The 18,142-nt window shown below is 69.7% G+C and carries 9 protein-coding genes, 3 rRNA genes and 1 pseudogene; all 13 read left to right on the top strand.

Annotated features, from left to right (window positions below):
* Positions 1-30: 30 nt before the first annotated feature.
* The 13 genes and pseudogenes from WBK50_RS18025 (at position 31) to WBK50_RS17965 (ending at position 18,034) form a co-directional block, all read left to right on the top strand.
* Positions 31-1,002: an iron-siderophore ABC transporter substrate-binding protein gene (locus tag WBK50_RS18025; RefSeq protein ID WP_341336736.1), complete on the top strand. Its 972-nt coding sequence runs from the start codon at positions 31-33 to the stop codon at positions 1,000-1,002.
* A 75-nt stretch (positions 1,003-1,077) separates the two neighbouring features.
* A complete protein-coding gene (gene tyrS / locus WBK50_RS18020; protein ID WP_341336735.1) occupies positions 1,078-2,355 on the top strand; it encodes a tyrosine--tRNA ligase in 1,278 nt (425 codons plus the stop codon).
* A gap of 530 nt (positions 2,356-2,885) precedes the next feature.
* A 16S ribosomal RNA gene (locus WBK50_RS18015) occupies positions 2,886-4,409 on the top strand.
* 375 nt (positions 4,410-4,784) lie between these two features.
* Positions 4,785-7,908, top strand: a 23S ribosomal RNA gene (locus WBK50_RS18010).
* A 179-nt stretch (positions 7,909-8,087) separates the two neighbouring features.
* A 5S ribosomal RNA gene (gene rrf / locus WBK50_RS18005) occupies positions 8,088-8,205 on the top strand.
* The 16S, 23S and 5S rRNA genes sit together here, the layout of an rRNA operon.
* 1,644 nt (positions 8,206-9,849) lie before the next feature.
* Positions 9,850-10,983, top strand: a complete 1,134-nt coding sequence (locus WBK50_RS18000) for a hypothetical protein (protein ID WP_341336734.1) — start codon at positions 9,850-9,852, stop codon at positions 10,981-10,983.
* On the top strand, positions 10,980-11,984 hold the full coding sequence (locus WBK50_RS17995; RefSeq protein WP_341336733.1) for an HAD-IIA family hydrolase: 1,005 nt from the start codon (positions 10,980-10,982) through the stop codon (positions 11,982-11,984). The genes WBK50_RS18000 and WBK50_RS17995 overlap by 4 nt, the downstream gene beginning before the upstream one ends.
* A gap of 79 nt (positions 11,985-12,063) precedes the next feature.
* The gene (locus WBK50_RS17990; RefSeq protein WP_341336732.1) at positions 12,064-12,270 is read left to right on the top strand and encodes a hypothetical protein; all 207 of its coding nucleotides are present in this window, start codon (positions 12,064-12,066) and stop codon (positions 12,268-12,270) included.
* A gap of 13 nt (positions 12,271-12,283) precedes the next feature.
* Complete coding sequence (locus WBK50_RS17985; protein ID WP_341336731.1) at positions 12,284-13,084, top strand: TlyA family RNA methyltransferase; 801 nt, start codon at positions 12,284-12,286, stop codon at positions 13,082-13,084.
* Positions 13,081-13,995, top strand: coding sequence for an NAD kinase (locus tag WBK50_RS17980; protein ID WP_341336729.1), 915 nt, complete (start codon positions 13,081-13,083; stop codon positions 13,993-13,995). Before WBK50_RS17985 ends, WBK50_RS17980 begins: the two co-directional genes overlap by 4 nt.
* Before the next feature lie 58 nt (positions 13,996-14,053).
* Positions 14,054-15,827, top strand: a pseudogene (gene recN, locus WBK50_RS17975) (DNA repair protein RecN).
* A gap of 102 nt (positions 15,828-15,929) precedes the next feature.
* Positions 15,930-17,117: a putative cytokinetic ring protein SteA gene (gene steA / locus WBK50_RS17970; RefSeq protein WP_341336728.1), complete on the top strand. Its 1,188-nt coding sequence runs from the start codon at positions 15,930-15,932 to the stop codon at positions 17,115-17,117.
* Positions 17,114-18,034, top strand: a complete 921-nt coding sequence (locus tag WBK50_RS17965; protein WP_341339426.1) for a copper transporter — start codon at positions 17,114-17,116, stop codon at positions 18,032-18,034. The genes steA and WBK50_RS17965 overlap by 4 nt, the downstream gene beginning before the upstream one ends.
* The last annotated feature ends 108 nt before the right edge of the window (positions 18,035-18,142 follow it).

The following is an 18,142-nucleotide window of genomic DNA, read 5'->3' as shown; positions in this document are numbered from 1 at the left end:
CGACTTCTGAGGACCTCGTCCCTCGTTCTCGTGGCCGCGTTCGCGCTGGCCGCGTGCAGTTCGGACGGGGGTGCGAGCGGATCGGCCCCGTCCTCCGGCGCGGCGGCCCCCGGCGGCGCCTTCCCGGTGACGGTGTCGCACAAGTACGGCAGCACGACCATTCCGGCGGCCCCGCAGCGCGTCGTCTCCCTCGGGTACACGGACCAGGACGCGATCCTCGCGCTCGGCACCGTTCCGGTAGGGATCCGCGAGTTCACCGGGCAGAAGCCGTCCGCGACGTGGGAGTGGGCGCAGGACAGGCTCCAGGGGCAGACGCCGACGGTGCTGCCGGTCGGCGAGGTCGGCACCGAGGCGATCGCGGCGCTGCACCCGGACCTGATCATCGGGATCTCGGCGGGCCTGACGCAGGAGCAGTACGACACGTACTCGAAGATCGCTCCCGTGGTCGCGTCGCCGCAGGGCTTCATCGACTACGGCACCCCGTGGCAGGACGCCACCAGGCTCACCGGGCAGGCGCTCGGGAAATCCGCGGAGGCGGAGAAGCTGGTCGGCGACCTGGAAGCCCGGTTCACGCAGGTGAAGCAGCAGTACCCGGCGCTCGTGGGCAAGGCCGCCGCCGGAGTCCGGCCGAGCACCGCGGACAACGCGTCGTTCTTCGTATGGGGGTCGCAGGACCTGCGGGCCCGGTTCCTCCGGTCGCTCGGCATGACCATCCCCGCCGAGTTCGACCAGCTCGCGGGCGGGAACTTCTACGCGACGATCTCCACCGAGGAGATCGGCAAGCTGAACCAGGCGGACGTCCTGGTGCTGATCACCGCGAGCGAGGCCGAGCGGACGGCGTTCCAGTCCCTGCCCGGCTATGCGAACCTGACGGACGTGCAGCAGGGCAAGGTCGTCACACTCGACGACCAGGCGTCCGCGGCGTTGTCCTTCTCCAGCGTGCTGAGCCTGCCGACCGTGCTGGACACGCTCCCGGGTCAGCTGGCCGGCACGCTCGGCTGACGCCTTCCTCCGACCGGATGGCCGGTGTCCCACCCGAGGCACCGGCCGTCGTCGTGACCGGGGAGTATGGATCCCGTGAGCACGCACATCCTCGACGAGCTGGACTGGCGCGGCCTGATCGCGCAGAGCACGGACCGCGACGCGCTCCGGCGGGACCTCGACGGTCCCGAACCGCTCACGCTGTACTCGGGTTTCGACCCGACCGGCCCGAGCCTGCACGCCGGGCACCTGGTCCCGCTGCTGACGCTGCGGCGCTTCCAGAAGGCGGGAGCGCGCCCGATCGTGCTGGCCGGCGGGGCGACCGGGATGATCGGCGACCCGCGGGAGGTGGGGGAGCGCACCCTCAACAGCGCGGACGTCGTCCGGAACTGGTCGGAGCGCATCCGCGGGCAGCTCGAGCGCTTCGTGGAGTTCGACGACTCCCCGACGGGCGCGCTGGTGGCGAACAACCTGGACTGGACGGGCGGGCAGGGGGTGCTGGACTTCCTCCGGGACGTCGGCAAGCACTTCTCCGTCAACGTGATGCTGGGCCGCGAAACGGTGAAGCGGCGCCTTGAGTCCGACGGGCTGTCCTACACCGAGTTCAGCTACCTCCTCCTGCAGTCCCAGGACTACCTCGAGCTCTACCGGCGCCACGGTTGCCGGTTGCAGATCGGCGGCTCGGACCAGTGGGGCAACATCGTCGGCGGCGTGGAGCTCGTCCGGCGGGTGGACTCCGGGAGCGTGCACGCGCTGACGACGCCGCTCGTCACGGACTCCGAGGGCCGCAAGTTCGGGAAGTCCACGGGCGGCGGCAACATCTGGCTGGATCCGGAGATGACGTCGCCGTACGCCTGGTACCAGTACTTCGTGAACGTCGGGGACGCCGAGGTGGGCCGCTACCTGCGCCTGTTCACCTTCCTGGAGCGCGAGGAGATCGAGGCGCTCGAACGCGACGTCGTCGAACGCCCCCACCTGCGCTCCGCCCAGAAGCGGCTGGCCGAGGAGCTCACGACGCTCGTGCACGGCAAGCACCAGACCGAGCAGGTGATCGCCGCGAGCCAGGCGTTGTTCGGTCGCGGCGAGCTGGGTGGGCTGGATGCCGCAACCCTCGACGCCGCGATGTCCGAGGTGCCGAACGCGACGACTCGCCTCGAGGAGAAGCCGACGATCGTCGACCTCCTGCTGTCGACCGGGCTGGTGGACAGCCGGGGCGCCGCACGCCGCGCGGTGAAGGAGGGCGGTGCGTACGTGAACAACGTGAAGGTGCCGGACGAGGAGTGGACCCCGACCGCGGGGGACCTCCTCGCGGGCCGTTGGCTCGTGGTGCGCAGGGGCAAGCGAAACCTGGCCGGGGTGCGCGTCGAGTCCTGAGGCGGGGCAACGGGTGGTGGGCGCGTTCCGCGGGATGCCCCGCCGCCCGAGCCGCAGGGGCCGGAAGGACCCTCTGAACTGCGAGAACCCCGAAGGGGTACCCCCCTTTCACGGGCCTCGGACGGGGCGTGTAACTTTCTCTTCGTCGCCAGGAACGGACAGCACGACAGACCGGGACGAGCTCTTCGGCCCAGAGTCAGGGTCCGGGATGTGGGTGGCGAGCTTCCGGTTGGTGGTCCCTCCTGGTGGGGGGAGGATCGGCCGGGCGCGGGAACTTCAGGGGTTGACGCCGCTGGGGGGCTTGCGTAACATAAGAGAGTTGCCTCAGGCCGGGTTGGTCTGGTAGGCTTCTGACAGACGGAGCCCCGGAGCTGGTTGCGAGACCGGTGATGGTGTGCGGGTGTCTTTTGAGAACTCAACAGTGTGTCGAGCTTGTTTTCTTGTTTGGTGGTTTTTGTGCCAGATGAGTTCGGCCGGCGTGGGACCCCGTCCCTGATGCGTCGGTCGGCATTTTTTTGTAGGGCCAGTTTTTGTTGGAGAGTTTGATCCTGGCTCAGGACGAACGCTGGCGGCGTGCTTAACACATGCAAGTCGAGCGGTAAGGCCCTTCGGGGTACACGAGCGGCGAACGGGTGAGTAACACGTGGGTGACCTGCCCTCAGCTCTGGGATAAGCCTGGGAAACTGGGTCTAATACCGGATATGACCACATGTCGCATGGTGTGTGGTGGAAAGTTTTTTCGGCTGGGGATGGGCCCGCGGCCTATCAGCTTGTTGGTGGGGTGATGGCCTACCAAGGCGACGACGGGTAGCCGGCCTGAGAGGGCGACCGGCCACACTGGGACTGAGACACGGCCCAGACTCCTACGGGAGGCAGCAGTGGGGAATATTGCGCAATGGGCGGAAGCCTGACGCAGCGACGCCGCGTGGGGGATGACGGCCTTCGGGTTGTAAACCTCTTTCGCTATCGACGAAGCCTTTCGGGGTGACGGTAGGTAGAGAAGAAGCACCGGCCAACTACGTGCCAGCAGCCGCGGTAATACGTAGGGTGCGAGCGTTGTCCGGAATTATTGGGCGTAAAGAGCTCGTAGGCGGTGTGTCACGTCGATCGTGAAAACTTGGGGCTTAACTCTGAGCTTGCGGTCGATACGGGCATCACTGGAGTTCGGCAGGGGAGACTGGAATTCCTGGTGTAGCGGTGAAATGCGCAGATATCAGGAGGAACACCGGTGGCGAAGGCGGGTCTCTGGGCCGATACTGACGCTGAGGAGCGAAAGCGTGGGGAGCGAACAGGATTAGATACCCTGGTAGTCCACGCCGTAAACGGTGGGCGCTAGGTGTGGGGGCCATTCCACGGTCTCTGTGCCGCAGCTAACGCATTAAGCGCCCCGCCTGGGGAGTACGGCCGCAAGGCTAAAACTCAAAGGAATTGACGGGGGCCCGCACAAGCGGCGGAGCATGTGGATTAATTCGATGCAACGCGAAGAACCTTACCTGGGTTTGACATGCACCAGACATCCCTAGAGATAGGGCTTCCCTTGTGGTTGGTGTGCAGGTGGTGCATGGCTGTCGTCAGCTCGTGTCGTGAGATGTTGGGTTAAGTCCCGCAACGAGCGCAACCCTCGTTCCATGTTGCCAGCGGGTTATGCCGGGGACTCATGGGAGACTGCCGGGGTCAACTCGGAGGAAGGTGGGGATGACGTCAAGTCATCATGCCCCTTATGTCCAGGGCTTCACACATGCTACAATGGCCGATACAGAGGGCTGCGAGACCGTGAGGTGGAGCGAATCCCTTAAAGTCGGTCTCAGTTCGGATTGGGGTCTGCAACTCGACCCCATGAAGTTGGAGTCGCTAGTAATCGCAGATCAGCAACGCTGCGGTGAATACGTTCCCGGGCCTTGTACACACCGCCCGTCACGTCACGAAAGTTGGTAACACCCGAAGCCGACGGCCCAACCCCTTGTGGGAGGGAGTTGTCGAAGGTGGGACCGGCGATTGGGACGAAGTCGTAACAAGGTAGCCGTACCGGAAGGTGCGGCTGGATCACCTCCTTTCTAAGGAGCTCACCGGTTGGTGAGGTTGAACCGGCGCCGTGGGTATGCCCCGCGGGTGGTCGGTCTCCTTTCACACAATCCGCTTCGCCGGCCTGGGGTCGGTGGGTGGCTGGGTGGAACACAAAATACCAATTCATGCTGAACGAGACAGCAGGCCGTTTCCTTTCGGGGGGCGGCGAGGCTTGGCACACTGTTGGGTCCTGAGGAGACACCGGTGATCGGTGTGGTTCTCGGGCTGCTCCCGGCCTGGACCGTCTAACGCCTCCCGCGCCGCTGGGTTTTTTCCAGTGGTGGGTGGGGGTGGTGGTGGTCAGGGATTGGTTGGGGTGTGGTTGTGTGTTGAGTGTTGCATAGTGGATGCGAGCATCTTGTTGTGGTCAAGTGTTTAAGGGCACATGGTGGATGCCTGGGCATCAGGAGCCGATGAAGGACGTGGGAGACCGCGATAGTCCTCGGGGAGTTGTCAACCAAGCTGTGATCCGAGGGTGTCCGAATGGGGAAACCCGGCGCGTGTCATGACGCGTCACTAGCATCTGAATTCATAGGGTGTTAGGGGGAACGTGGGGAAGTGAAACATCTCAGTACCCACAGGAAGAGAAAACAACCGTGATTCCGTGAGTAGTGGCGAGCGAAAGCGGAAGAGGCTAAACCGGGTCCGTGTGATAGCCGGCAGGCGTTGCGGATGCGGTGTTGTGGGGTTTCGTCGTGTGGGCGCTGCCGTGCCTGCGAAGCCGTGTTGCAGTGTTAGTGGAAGACTTCTGGAAAGGGTCGCCGTAGTGGGTGAGAGCCCCGTACGCGAAAACATTGTGAGCGGTTTGGACGTTGTCCCCGAGTAGCAGCGAGCTCGTGGAATTTGCTGTGAATCTGCCGGGACCACCCGGTAAGCCTAAATACTCCCTGATGACCGATAGCGGACGAGTACCGTGAGGGAAAGGTGAAAAGTACCCCGGGAGGGGAGTGAAATAGTACCTGAAACCGTGTGCCTACAAGCCGTCAGAGCCTACTTGTTGGGTGATGGCGTGCCTTTTGAAGAATGAGCCTGCGAGTTATGCTTCGTGGCGAGGTTAACCCGTGTGGGGTAGCCGTAGCGAAAGCGAGTCTGAATAGGGCGCTTATAGTCGCGGGGTATAGACCCGAAGCGGAGTGATCTAGCCATGGCCAGGGTGAAGCGTCGGTAAGACGACGTGGAGGCCCGAACCCACCAGGGTTGAAAACCTGGGGGATGAGCTGTGGTTAGGGGTGAAAGGCCAATCAAACTCCGTGATAGCTGGTTCTCCCCGAAATGCATTTAGGTGCAGCGTCGCGTGGTGGGTACCGGAGGTAGAGCACTGGATGGTCTAGGGGGCCGACAAGCTTACTGAAATCAACCAAACTCCGAATGCCGGTACTTTTAGCGCGGCAGTGAGACTGCGGGGGATAAGCTTCGTAGTCGAGAGGGAAACAGCCCAGATCACCGGCTAAGGCCCCTAAGCGTGCGCTAAGTGGGAAAGGATGTGGGATCGCCCAGACAACCAGGAGGTTGGCTTAGAAGCAGCCACCCTTGAAAGAGTGCGTAATAGCTCACTGGTCAAGTGGTCCTGCGCCGACAATGTAGCGGGGCTCAAGCGCACCGCCGAAGCCGTGGCATTCCAGCATTGATCCGCCCGAGGATTTCGGTTTTTGGGTGTAGTCGTTGGGATGGGTAGGGGAGCGTCGTGCATCCGGTGAAGCGGCAGCGTGAGCTAGTCGTGGAGGGTGTGCGAGTGAGAATGCAGGCATGAGTAGCGAATGAAGAGTGAGAATCTCTTCCGCCGAATGACCAAGGGTTCCTGGGCCAGGCTGTTCCGCCCAGGGTGAGCCGGGACCTAAGGCGAGGCCGACAGGCGTAGTCGATGGACAACGGGTTGATATTCCCGTGCTCGTGATAGTGCGTCCGTGCCGAGGCCGGTGATGCTAACCATCCGAAGCCCCCCGCCTGTTCCTTCGGGAGCGGTGGGTGTGGTGGAGCGTGGGACCCGATCCGGTAGTAGGCAAGCGATGGGGTGACGCAGGAGGGTAGCCTCGCCAGGCGGTGGTAGTCCTGGTGTAAGCGTGTAGCCCGACTCCTAGGTAAATCCGGGGGTCGTGACGGGTGAGACGTGATGCGTAGCCGATTGAGGCGAAGTAGGGTGATCCCATGCTGTCGAGAAAAGCCTCTAGCGAGTGCTGTTGCGGCCCGTACCCCAAACCGACACAGGTGGTCAGGTAGAGAATACCGAGGCGATCGAGCGAACTGTGGTTAAGGAACTCGGCAAAATACCTCCGTAACTTCGGGAGAAGGAGGGCCGTCTGACTTGAAGCCCCTTGCGGGCTAGGGTTGGGCGGTCGCAGAGACCAGGCCCAAGCGACTGTTTACTAAAAACACAGGTCCGTGCGAAGTCGCAAGACGATGTATACGGACTGACGCCTGCCCGGTGCTGGAACGTTAAGAGGACCTGTTAGTCCCTTCGGGGGCGAAGCGGAGAATTTAAGCGCCAGTAAACGGCGGTGGTAACTATAACCATCCTAAGGTAGCGAAATTCCTTGTCGGGTAAGTTCCGACCTGCACGAATGGCGTAACGACTTGGGCGCTGTCTCGACCACAGACTCGGCGAAATTGCACTACGAGTAAAGATGCTCGTTACGCGCGGCAGGACGGAAAGACCCCGGGACCTTTACTATAGCTTGGTATTGGTGCTCGGTTCGGCTTGTGTAGGATAGGTGGGAGACTGTGAAGCGGCCACGCTAGTGGTTGTGGAGTCGTTGTTGAAATACCACTCTGGTCGAATTGGGTGTCTCAACCTCGGGCCATGATCTGGTTCAGGGACAGTGCCTGGTGGGTAGTTTAACTGGGGCGGTTGCCTCCTAAAGAGTAACGGAGGCGCCCAAAGGTTCCCTCAGCCTGGTTGGCAATCAGGTGTTGAGTGTAAGTGCACAAGGGAGCTTGACTGTGAGACTGACAGGTCGAGCAGGGACGAAAGTCGGGACTAGTGATCCGGCACCACCTTGTGGAAGGGGTGTCGCTCAACGGATAAAAGGTACCCCGGGGATAACAGGCTGATCTTGCCCAAGAGTCCATATCGACGGCATGGTTTGGCACCTCGATGTCGGCTCGTCGCATCCTGGGGCTGGAGTAGGTCCCAAGGGTTGGGCTGTTCGCCCATTAAAGCGGTACGCGAGCTGGGTTTAGAACGTCGTGAGACAGTTCGGTCCCTATCCGCCGCGCGCGTAGGAGACTTGAGGAAGGCTGTCCCTAGTACGAGAGGACCGGGACGGACGAACCTCTGGTGTGCCAGTTGTCCCGCCAGGGGCATGGCTGGTTGGCTATGTTCGGAAGGGATAACCGCTGAAGGCATCTAAGCGGGAAGCTCGTTCCAAGATGAGGTCTCCCACCACCTTGCGTGGTTAAGGCTCCCAGTAGACGACTGGGTTGATAGGCCAGAGATGGAAGCCCTGTGAGGGGTGGAGTTGACTGGTACTAATAGGCCGAGGGCTTGCCACAACAAGTTGTTCGCATCCACTGTGTGACCCTGAGCACACAACCCTCATCACCCGATACCCCGGGAAAACCGGGGGTTCGGGGGTGGCGGGTTGGTGTTCGACCCGGGTCGGTTTCCCGTTTTCGGGTTCGAGGTTTCTCGAATCCGGTGGGGGTCGGGGCGGGGATAGGTGAATAGTGTTGTCGGTGGTTTTGGCGGAGCGGGGAACGCCCGGTCCCATCCCGAACCCGGAAGCTAAGCCCTCCAGCGCCGATGGTACTGCACTCGTCAGGGTGTGGGAGAGTAGGTCGCCGCCGACATTCAACATCAAGTAGGCCCCCGCCGTCAGGTGGGGGCCTGCTTTTTGTATTCTGGTGGGCGTGAGTATCGCGGATGGTTCCGGCGATAATCCGCGACGTAACGAGCGCGAACCCCGGGACCGAAAAGAACGATCATCCCGAAGTGGTTCCGGCAACCGGGACGCCCGCGCCGGCAGCGGCGGGCGAGACCAGGGCCGTGACCGCTCGACCACGGGCCGGGTCGGCAGCGGCTGGAGCGGCCGCGCCGACGAGCGGGGCCGTGACGACCGGCGGGGCGGTGCCCCTCGGGCGTCCGACCGACGTGCCGACAGCCATGGCGGCGACGACCGCCGTGGCCGTCCCGAGCGCGGGCGCGGCGAGGGCGGTGGCCGCCCGGAGCGATCCGGCGGCTACGACCGCCGCGACCGCCCTGGCGGTACGGGCGGCAGTGACAAGAAGCCATACGTCGACAGCTGGGGCGACGACCGGCGTCCCGCCACCGGTGACCGGCGCGGGGGCTACCGCGGGGACGACCGCAAGGCCCCGGGTGGACGTCCCGGCGGCGCCCCCCGCCGCGACGACCGGGGCGGCGCGGGTCGCCCCTCGTTCCGCCGTGACGACGACCGCCGTGGCGGTTCGGACCGGCCCGGCCCGGAGCGAAGCGGCCGCGGAGGAGCGGAGCGCGGCAGCGGTCCGCGGGACGGCGGACGCGGCTACGAGGGCAAGAACTTCCGCGACCGGGACTCCCGCGACCGTGACTCCCGCGACCGGGACTCCCGCGACCGTGAGTCCCGGGGTTCGGGGCAGGGGGAACGCCGCGGCTACCGCGGGGACGACGACCGCAGGTCCGCCCCTCGTGAGGACCGCGGCGGGCGCTCCTCCAGCGACCGCGGGACGGATCGCGGTGGAGACCGCCCCCGCACCTCGTGGCAGGACCGCGACCGGGAGGGGCGCGGCACCTACTCGCGGGACGACCGCTCCGGGGGTTCCAGGGGCGGCCACCAGCGTCCGGACGACCGGCCTGGTGACTCCCGGCGGGACGAGCGCCAGGGCGGCGAGCGGTCCTACGGGAGCCGGTCTTCGGACCGTTCACAGGGCGACAGCCCCCGCTACGGGCGTTCTCGCGACGACGCGCCGCGGTACGAGCGTTCCAGGGACGATCGGCCGCGTGAGGACAAGCCGCGGTACGACCGATCTCCTGCCGACAGGCCCGGGGGCGACCGGCCTCGCGGCGGCGGACCCGGAAGCGACCGGCCCCGCTACGACAAGCCCCGCTACGACAGGCCGCGGGAGGACCGTTCCTCCGGCTACCGCGGGGACGACCGCCCTCGCCACCAGGACCGCGAGGACCGGAGCTCGGACGACCGGGGCGCGCAGGACCGTCGCGGCCCGGCAGACCGCGGCGAACGCCGCGACAGCGGGCCCCGCGGCGACCGTCCGCAGCGCGCCGGCGAGCGTGGTGGTCCCGGTGGGTTCTCCCGGTCCGGCGAGCGGCGCGGCGGTGCCGCCGGTGGCCGGGACCGTGGGGACCGGCCCGGAGGAGACCGCCGGAGCGAACGGCCCGGCGGCGACCGGGGCAGAGCCGACCGCGGCAGGGACGACCGCGGCGGATTCCGCCGCGACGAGCCCTCGCGGCTCGCGCAGGCATCCGCCGAGCCCGGGTTCGTGGCCGAGCCACGCCTGCCGGACGAGATCAAGGCGGGCGAACTGGACACCGAGGTGCGCCGTGACCTGCGGGGCCTCCAGAAGGAGACCGCGGAGAAGGTCGCGCGGCACCTCGTCGCCGCCGGGATGCTCGTCGACGAGGAGCCGGAGCGCGCCCTCGAGCACGCCCGCTACGCACGTCGCCGCGCGTCGCGGATCGCCGTCGTGCGGGAGGCCGCGGGCATCGTGGCCTACCACGCGGGCGAGTGGAACGAGGCCCTCGGCGAGCTGCGTGCAGCCCGCCGGATGGGTGGCGGTCCGGGGCACATCGCCGTCATGGCGGACATCGAGCGGGCCCTCGGCCGCCCGGAGCGGGCGCTCGAGCTGGCCCGCGGTCCCGAGGTGAAGGAACTGGACCGGGCCGACCGGATCGAGCTCGCCATCGTCGCCGCCGGTGCGCGGCGGGACCTCGGCGAGATCGAGGCCGCCGTCGTCGGGCTGCAGGTCGAGGACCTGGACCCGAAGCGGCGGGAGCCCTGGAGCTCGCGGCTCTTCTACGCCTACGCGGACAACCTGCTCGCCGCCGGCCGCGAGTCGGACGCGGTGCAGTGGTTCGTCCACGCGGCGGATGCGGACACGGACGGCGAGACGGACGCGCTCAGCCGCATCGCCGAGCTGACCGGTGAGGACCTCCCGGAGGACGACGAGGACGACATCGTCTTCGGCGTCGAGGAGAACGCTCCGGAGCAGCGGGCCTCGGCGGCGGCTGTCGCCGGTGAGGCGACGGACGCGGAGGTCGCCGACGAGACGGACGAGGACGAGGACGAGGCGGACGACACCGTCCCGCCCGAGGACGCCGAGCTCGACGATCCGGAGCTCGCCGATGCCGAGCTCGACGACGACGCCGAGCTCGACGACGCGGACGAATCGGGGCTCGCCGACCCGCCGAGCGACGAGGATGCCGACGACGTCGTCGACATCGAGGCGTCGGCCGGCGAGGACCTCGCCGCGGACACGGACACGGACGGAGCGGCGCCGGCTGAGCCGGAGACGACCGCGGACGCGGCAGCCGCCGACGAGGAGGCCACGGACGAGACGTCCGAGGACAGGGCGGACCCTTCCGCCGACACCCCCGACGGCGGCCCCACCCCGTGACCGACGACCTCCTCGCCCGGCACGACGTCCTTCTGGCCGATCTCGACGGCACCCTCTACGCGGGCAAGGACGCCGTACCGGGCGCCGTCGAGGCGGTCGTGAACGCGGCCGCCCGCGGCGTCCGCACCGCCTACGTCACGAACAACGCGTCGCGGCGGCCGTCGGAGGTCGCGGCGCACCTGGCCGAGCTCGGCTTCCCGGCGGCGACCGACGACGTGCGCACCAGCTCCCAGGCCGGCGCGGCGATGCTCGCCGAACAGCTGCCGGCCGGGGCGTCGGTGCTGGTGGTGGGCACGGTGGCGTTGGTCGAGGAGGTCACGGGTCGCGGGCTGACCGTCACGGACACCGCCGAGGGGGCGGACGCCGTCGTCCAGGGACACTCCCCGGACACCGGCTGGCGCCAGCTCGCCGAGGCCACCGCCGCCGTACGCGGCGGTGCCCTCTGGGTCGCCACGAACGTCGATCCGACGCTGCCCACGGAGCGCGGCCCGATGCCCGGCAACGGGTCGATGGTCGGGGTCGTGCGGATCGCGAGCGGGAAGGAGCCGCAGGTGGCGGGCAAGCCCGCACCGCGGCTGATCCAGGAGGCGGCTGACGCGACGGGCGCCGAGCGGGGCCTCGTCGTGGGGGACCGGCTGGACACGGACATCGCCGGCGGCAACGCCGTCGGGCTCCCGACCCTGCTCGTCCTCACCGGGGTGTCCACCCCGGCGGACGTGCTGGCGGCGCCGGAGAACCAGCGGCCCGCGTACCTCGCCGCGGACCTGTCCTCCCTCACCCGCCCCGCGGACGAGCTGGCTCCCGGCCCGCGGCCGGGCTGGCAGGTGACCGACGACCTGGTCCTGACCGGCGACGGCGACGGCTCGCCGGAGCCCGAGCTGGACGCGCTGAGGGCTCTCTGCGGTGCGCACTGGGCGTCGGGCGGAGGCCCCGCCGCGGTCCGCGCCGAGGGGGATGCGGCGGCGAAGGTCCTCGCGACCCTGAAGCTCGCCTCGGGATGACCGGCCGACCGTCGGGCCCCTCGACTACCGTGACGGCCGACGCCCGATCCCGCACGTCCCGATCACGGAGCCGCCGACCATGACGTACCCCAACCCGTCCCCGCGCCCGGGCGACCCCCGCCCGGTCGCCGCCCGGCCGATCGAGGCCGTCCGCGGCGAGGTCGACGCGGCCATGGCGGCGCTGGACGGTCTGGCCGGCACCCCGGCGTCGGAGCACGTCGCGGCGTTCGAGCGGGTGCACGCCGCACTGGGCGCGGCTCTCGCGGCCGGCCGGCCCCAGGCCTGACCGGATCACCGCAGTGCCGACCCGTGCCCGGCTGGACGCCGAACTCGTCCGTCGCAAACTCGCCCGCTCCCGGCAGCAGGCCGCCGAACTGATCGCGGCCGGCCGGGTCACCGTGAACGGCATGCCCGCCGCGAAGCCCGCGACGTTCGTGGACCGCGCGACCCCCGTCGAGGTCGAGAAGGTGTCGGACGAGCCGGACTGGGCGTCGCGCGGCGCGAAGAAGCTGCTCGGGGCCCTGGACGCGTTCCCGGACGTCGTCGTCGAGGGCACGCGCTGTCTCGACGCCGGGGCTTCCACCGGAGGCTTCACCGACGTGCTGCTCACCCGCGGGGCGCGCGAGGTCGTCGCCGTCGACGTCGGGTACGGACAGCTCGTGTGGCGCCTGCAGTCCGACGAGCGGGTGCACGTCCACGACCGCACCAACGTCCGGGCGCTCACCCCGGAGGCCATCGGCGGTGCGGCGGACCTGACGGTCACCGACCTGTCGTTCATCTCGCTGCGCACGGTGCTGCCGGCGCTCGTCGCGTGCACGACGGACACGGGCACCCTGCTGCCGATGGTGAAACCGCAGTTCGAGGTGGGCAAGGAACGGCTCGGCGCGGGCGGCGTGGTGCGGGACCCGCAACTGCGGCTGGCCGCGCTCACCGAGGTCGCCGCCGCGGCGCGCGGCCATGGGCTCGTCCTGCTGGGCGCCGTGGCGAGCCCGCTGCCCGGACCGTCGGGCAACGTGGAGTTCTTCCTGCGGCTGTCCCGGACCGGCGACGACGTGGGCGACCAGGCCTTGGCGAGGGCCGTGGCGGAGGGACCCGCGTGAGGGAGTTGCTGGTGGTGCTGCACGCCGGTCGGGAGACCAACCGGCGGGTGGCGGCCGCGGTCGCGAAACGGCTGGCCGACGACGGCATCCGGCTCCGCGTCCTCGCGGACGAGTGGGCCGAGGTGGGCAACGGCTCGTCGCTGCCCCCGGGGATGGAACCCAAGGTCGTCGACGGCACACCCGCGTGCGCGGCGGAGACCGAGGCCGTGCTCGTCCTCGGCGGGGACGGCACGCTGCTGCGCGCCGCGGACCTGGCCCGGGCGGCGCAGGTCCCGCTGCTCGGGGTCAACCTCGGGCACGTCGGGTTCCTCGCCGAGGCCGAGCAGGAGTCCCTGGACGAGGCGCTCGCGGCGCTCGTCGACAAGAACTACGAGGTCGAGGAGCGGATGACGGTCGACGCCGCGGTCCGGGTCGACGGCGACATCGTCGCGCGGACGTGGGCGCTGAACGAGGCGGTCGTCGAGAAGGGCTCGCGCGAGCGGATCCTGGAGGTCGTGCTCGAGGTCGACGGGCGGCCGGTCTCGGCGTTCGGCTGCGACGGCGTCATCTGCGCCACCCCGACCGGGTCGACGGCCTACGCGTTCTCCGCGGGCGGCCCGCTGATCTGGCCGCAGGTCGAGGCGCTGCTGCTGGTGCCGAGCAACGCGCACGCCCTGTTCGCGCGGCCGATGGTGATCTCCCCGGACAGCGAGGTCGCCATCGAGATCGCCGCCTCGGGCCCACCCGCCCTGCTGGACTGCGACGGTCGCCGGACGTTCGTGCTGCCGCCCGGCGCGCGCGTCGAGCTGACCCGCGGGAAGGACCCGGTCCGGATGGTGCGCCTGGCGGCGCAGCCGTTCGCCGACCGGTTGGTCCGCAAGTTCGACCTGCCGGTTCGCGGCTGGCGCGGAGCTCCGGACGAGGACCACTGAGGAGGACTTCGGGGTGTTCCGCCCCGGGCTGTCGGACCCGCGCCGTATCGTGCGCCCCATGCTGGCCGAGATGCGCATCCAGGGCCTCGGCGTGATCGACGACGCCACGCTGGAACTGGACCCCGGCCTCACGGTGCTGACCGGTGAGACGGGCGCGGGCAAGACGATGGTGGTCACCGGGCTGTCCCTGCTCGGCGGGGGCCGGGCCGAGGCGTCCCGGGTGTCCGAGGGCAAGCCGCGTGCGGTGGTCGAGGGCAGGTTCGAGGACGCGGGGACGTCGGCACTGGCGCTGGCCGAGGAGGTCGCGGCGGACGTCGACGAGGACGGCACGCTGATCGCGGTCCGCACGGTGTCGGCGGACGGGCGGTCCCGCGCGCACCTCGGGGGCCGTTCGGTGCCCGTCGGGGTGCTGGGCCGGCTCGCGGAGGCGACGCTCGCCGTCCACGGCCAGAACGACCAGCTCCGGCTGCTCCGGACGGCGGACCAGCGCGCGCTGCTGGACCGCTACGCCGGGGACGCCGTCGCCAAGCCGCTGGCCGCCTACCGGGAGACCCGCGCGGAATGGCTGAAGGTCGGCGCCGAGCTGGTCGAGAGGCGGGACGGCGCGCGGCGGCTGGCCCAGGAGGCGGACATGCTCCGGCTCGGGCTCACCGAGATCGAGTCCGTGGACCCGCAGCCGGGCGAGGACCGGGAAGCTCGTCGAACAGGGCAAGCGGCTCGCCGAGGCGGACGACCTGCGCGAGGCCGCCGGGCTGGCGCGCGCGGTGCTCGCCGGTTCGGACGACGGGGAGAGCCCGGGCGCCGTCGGGCTCGTCGGCGAGGCGCGGAACCGGCTGCAGGCCTCCGGGGACCCGGAGCTCGCGGTGCTGGACCCGCGGCTCGGCGAGGCGCTCGCGGTGCTGACGGACGTGGCGGGGGAGCTGGGCGGCTACCTGGACCGCCTCGACGCGGACCCGGAGCGGCTCGCCGTCGTCCTGTCGCGGCAGGCCGAGCTCAAGGCCCTGACCCGCAAGTACGCGGCGGACACGGACGGCGTGCTCGAGTGGGCGGCGAACGCCCGGGAGCGGCTGGCCGGGCTGGACACGTCCGACGAGGCGCTCGCGGCACTGGCCGCGCGACGGGATGCGCTGGCCACGGACCTCGCCGGGCACGCGGTCGCGCTCTCCGCGGCGCGCGCCGAGGCCGCCGGGCGGCTCGCCGCGGACACCACCGCGGAGCTGTCCGGGCTCGCGATGAAGGATGCCGAGCTGCACGTGTCGGTCGCGCCCCGCGCGGCCTCGGGCCCGGACGCCAACGACGCCCTGCTCGTCGACGGCGAGTACGTGGTGGCCGGGACCGACGGGGTGGACGAGGTGGAGCTCCGGCTCGTCCCGCATCCCGGTTCGCAGCCGCAGCCGCTGCACAAGGGCGCATCCGGCGGCGAGCTGTCCCGCGTGATGCTGGCCCTGGAGGTCGCCCTCGCGGGGGCGGACCCGGTACCGACGATGGTGTTCGACGAGGTCGACGCCGGGGTGGGCGGCCGCGCGGCGGTCGAGATCGGCCGGCGGCTGGCCAGGCTCGCGGCCCGCCACCAGGTGATCGTCGTGACGCACCTGCCGCAGGTGGCGGCCTACGCGGACCGGCACCTCGTCGTGCAGAAGAAGCGGGGCGAAGGGGTGACCCGCAGCAGCGTGCGGACGCTTCAGGACGCGGACCGGATCGTCGAGCTGGCCCGGATGCTCGCCGGTCTGGACGACACGGACACCGGCCGGGCGCACGCCGAGGAGCTGCTCGCCGCCGCCCGGGCCCACCGGGAGTCGGACCGCAAGCCCGCATGCACACGGCGCCGCTGACCGCAACTCGCGGCCGGTGTGGTCGTTCGGGACGGTGACGGTGCGGCCTCCCCTCGGCGTGCCTTCGCCGCACCACGCGTCCCGAATGTCACAGTGCCCCCCATGAAGCTCTCCGGGCTGCTGCACCGCTCGCGCCCCGAGCTGCCCGGCCTTGCCGGCGTGGCCCGGGTCGACCGTCGCACCGACTCCTTGCTGCGCAGGCTGCGCCCCGGCGAGATCGCCGTGCTGGACCAGATCGACATGGACCGCGCGACCGCCGACGCTCTCGTCGCGGCCGAGGTCGCCGCCGTCGTCAACGCGTCGCCGTCGATCTCGGGACGGTTCCCCAACCTCGGCCCCGAGGCCCTGATGGACGCCGGCATCCCGCTGCTGGACGGCGTGGGGGCCGAGGGGATGCACGCGATCAAGGACGGGACGCGGATCCGGCTGCACGACGGCGTCGTCTACGCCGGTGAGGTGGAGCTGGCCCGGGGCTCGGTGCAGACCACGGACTCCGTCGCGGACGCACTGGTCGAGGCCAAGTCCGGGCTCACCCACCAGCTCGAGGCGTTCGCCGCCAACACCATCGAGTTCATGCGCCAGGAGCGTGCGCTGCTGCTCGACGGACACGGCGTCCCGAAGGTCGACGTGTCCCTGGCCGGCAAGCAGGTGCTGGTCGTCGCGGCCGGGTTCGACCACGTGCCCGAGCTGGTGAAGCTGAAGAACTACATCAAGGAGTACCAGCCGGTCCTCGTCGGGGTCGGCGCCGGCGCGGATGCGCTGATGTCCGCCGGGCACAAGCCGCACCTGATCGTGGGGGATCCGGCGGACGTCTCCACGGAGGCCCTGACCAGCGGCGCGGACGTCGTCGTCCCGGCGTTCGCGGACGGGCACGCGCCCGGCCTGCACCGGGTGCAGGACCTCGGCGCGAGCGCGGTGACGTTCCCCAGCTCGGCCAACGCCGAGGACCTCGCGCTGCTGCTGGCCCACCACCACGGCGCGTCGATGATCGTGACGGTCGGGCTGTCCGCGACAATGGCCGAGTTCCTGGACCGCGGCCGGTCCGGCTCCAACGCCTCCACGTTCCTGACCCGCCTGCAGACCGGCGGCACGCTCGTCGACGGGCAGGTCATCGCCCAGCTGTACCGCAGCCGCATCTCCACCGGCGCGCTCCTCCTGCTGCTCGGCGCCGCGATCGTCGCGGTGGTCGCGGCGCTGCTGGTGTCCGACGCCGGCGACGCGGTCGTCGCGTGGGTCACGAACCTCGGGCTGGGCCTCTTCGAGACGATCAAGGGTTGGTTCGTACGGTGATCTCGATGCGCTACCACGCGATCTCCATCGCGGCGGTGTTCCTCGCGCTCGCGGTCGGTGTCGTCCTGGGGGCGAGCGGCCTGTCGGACCGGCTGCTCTCGGCCGTCTCCGCGCAGCGCGACGACCTCGGGACACAGGTCACCCGGCTGACGGCCGAGCGCGACGCGCTGGTGGCCCAGCAGGGTGCGGCGGACCAGTTCGCGGCGCGCGTCGCCCCGGCCGCCGTGAGCGGGCTGCTCACCAACAAGACCGTTGCGCTCGTCGACGCCGGGGGATCCCGGGCGGACGCGGACGCCGTCGCCGATCTCGTCGGGCAGGCGGGCGGGAAGGTCACCGGCACCGTCGCGCTGACCGACGCCGTCGGGGACCCGGCCCGCGCGGACCAGCTCAACGAGCTGACCTCCCGGCTGCTCCCGGCCGGCGCGCAGCTGCCCGCCGCCTCGGACACCGGCAGCCTCGTCGGCGGCCTGCTCTCCGGGATCCTGGTCAAGGGCGGCGGCCAGGTGACGCCGGACCAGGCGACGGCCGTCCTCAGCGGGCTGACCGGCGCCGGGTTCGTCACGCCCGGCACCGCGCCGCAGCCGGCCGACCTGGTCGTCGTGCTGACCGGGGGAGCGCTCGAGGGCGTCGACGCCGGGGACGCGGCCGCGGTGACCGCGCGGCTCGCCGCCCAGCTCGACCGCTCCGGCGCGGGCGCCGTGCTCGCCGGGCGGGAGGGCTCGGCGGGCTCGACCGGGCCGGTGGGCGTCGCGCGCGCCGACGGCCCGTCGACGGCGGGGCTCTCCACGATCGACGACGTGCAGACCGGCTCCGGCCGGGTCGCCACAGTCCTGGCCCTGAAGGAGCAGCTCGACGGCAAGGCCGGCAGCTACGGCTCCGCGGAGAACGCGAAGGGCGGCGCCGCGCCGGGGGTTTGACCCCTGTCGATCTCCCGCGATCGGCACTCTCGCCAGACCTGCTGAGCGAGAGTGCCGTTCGTGCACGGATCGGGTGAAACCCACCGGCGCACACCCGCCCGGTGGGCA

It is taken from the genome of Pseudonocardia sp. T1-2H, from assembly GCF_038039215.1.
Lineage (GTDB): Bacteria > Actinomycetota > Actinomycetes > Mycobacteriales > Pseudonocardiaceae > Pseudonocardia.
The sequence above is the reverse complement of the archived record's forward strand: the minus strand, read 5'-3'. Positions and strand labels throughout refer to the sequence as shown.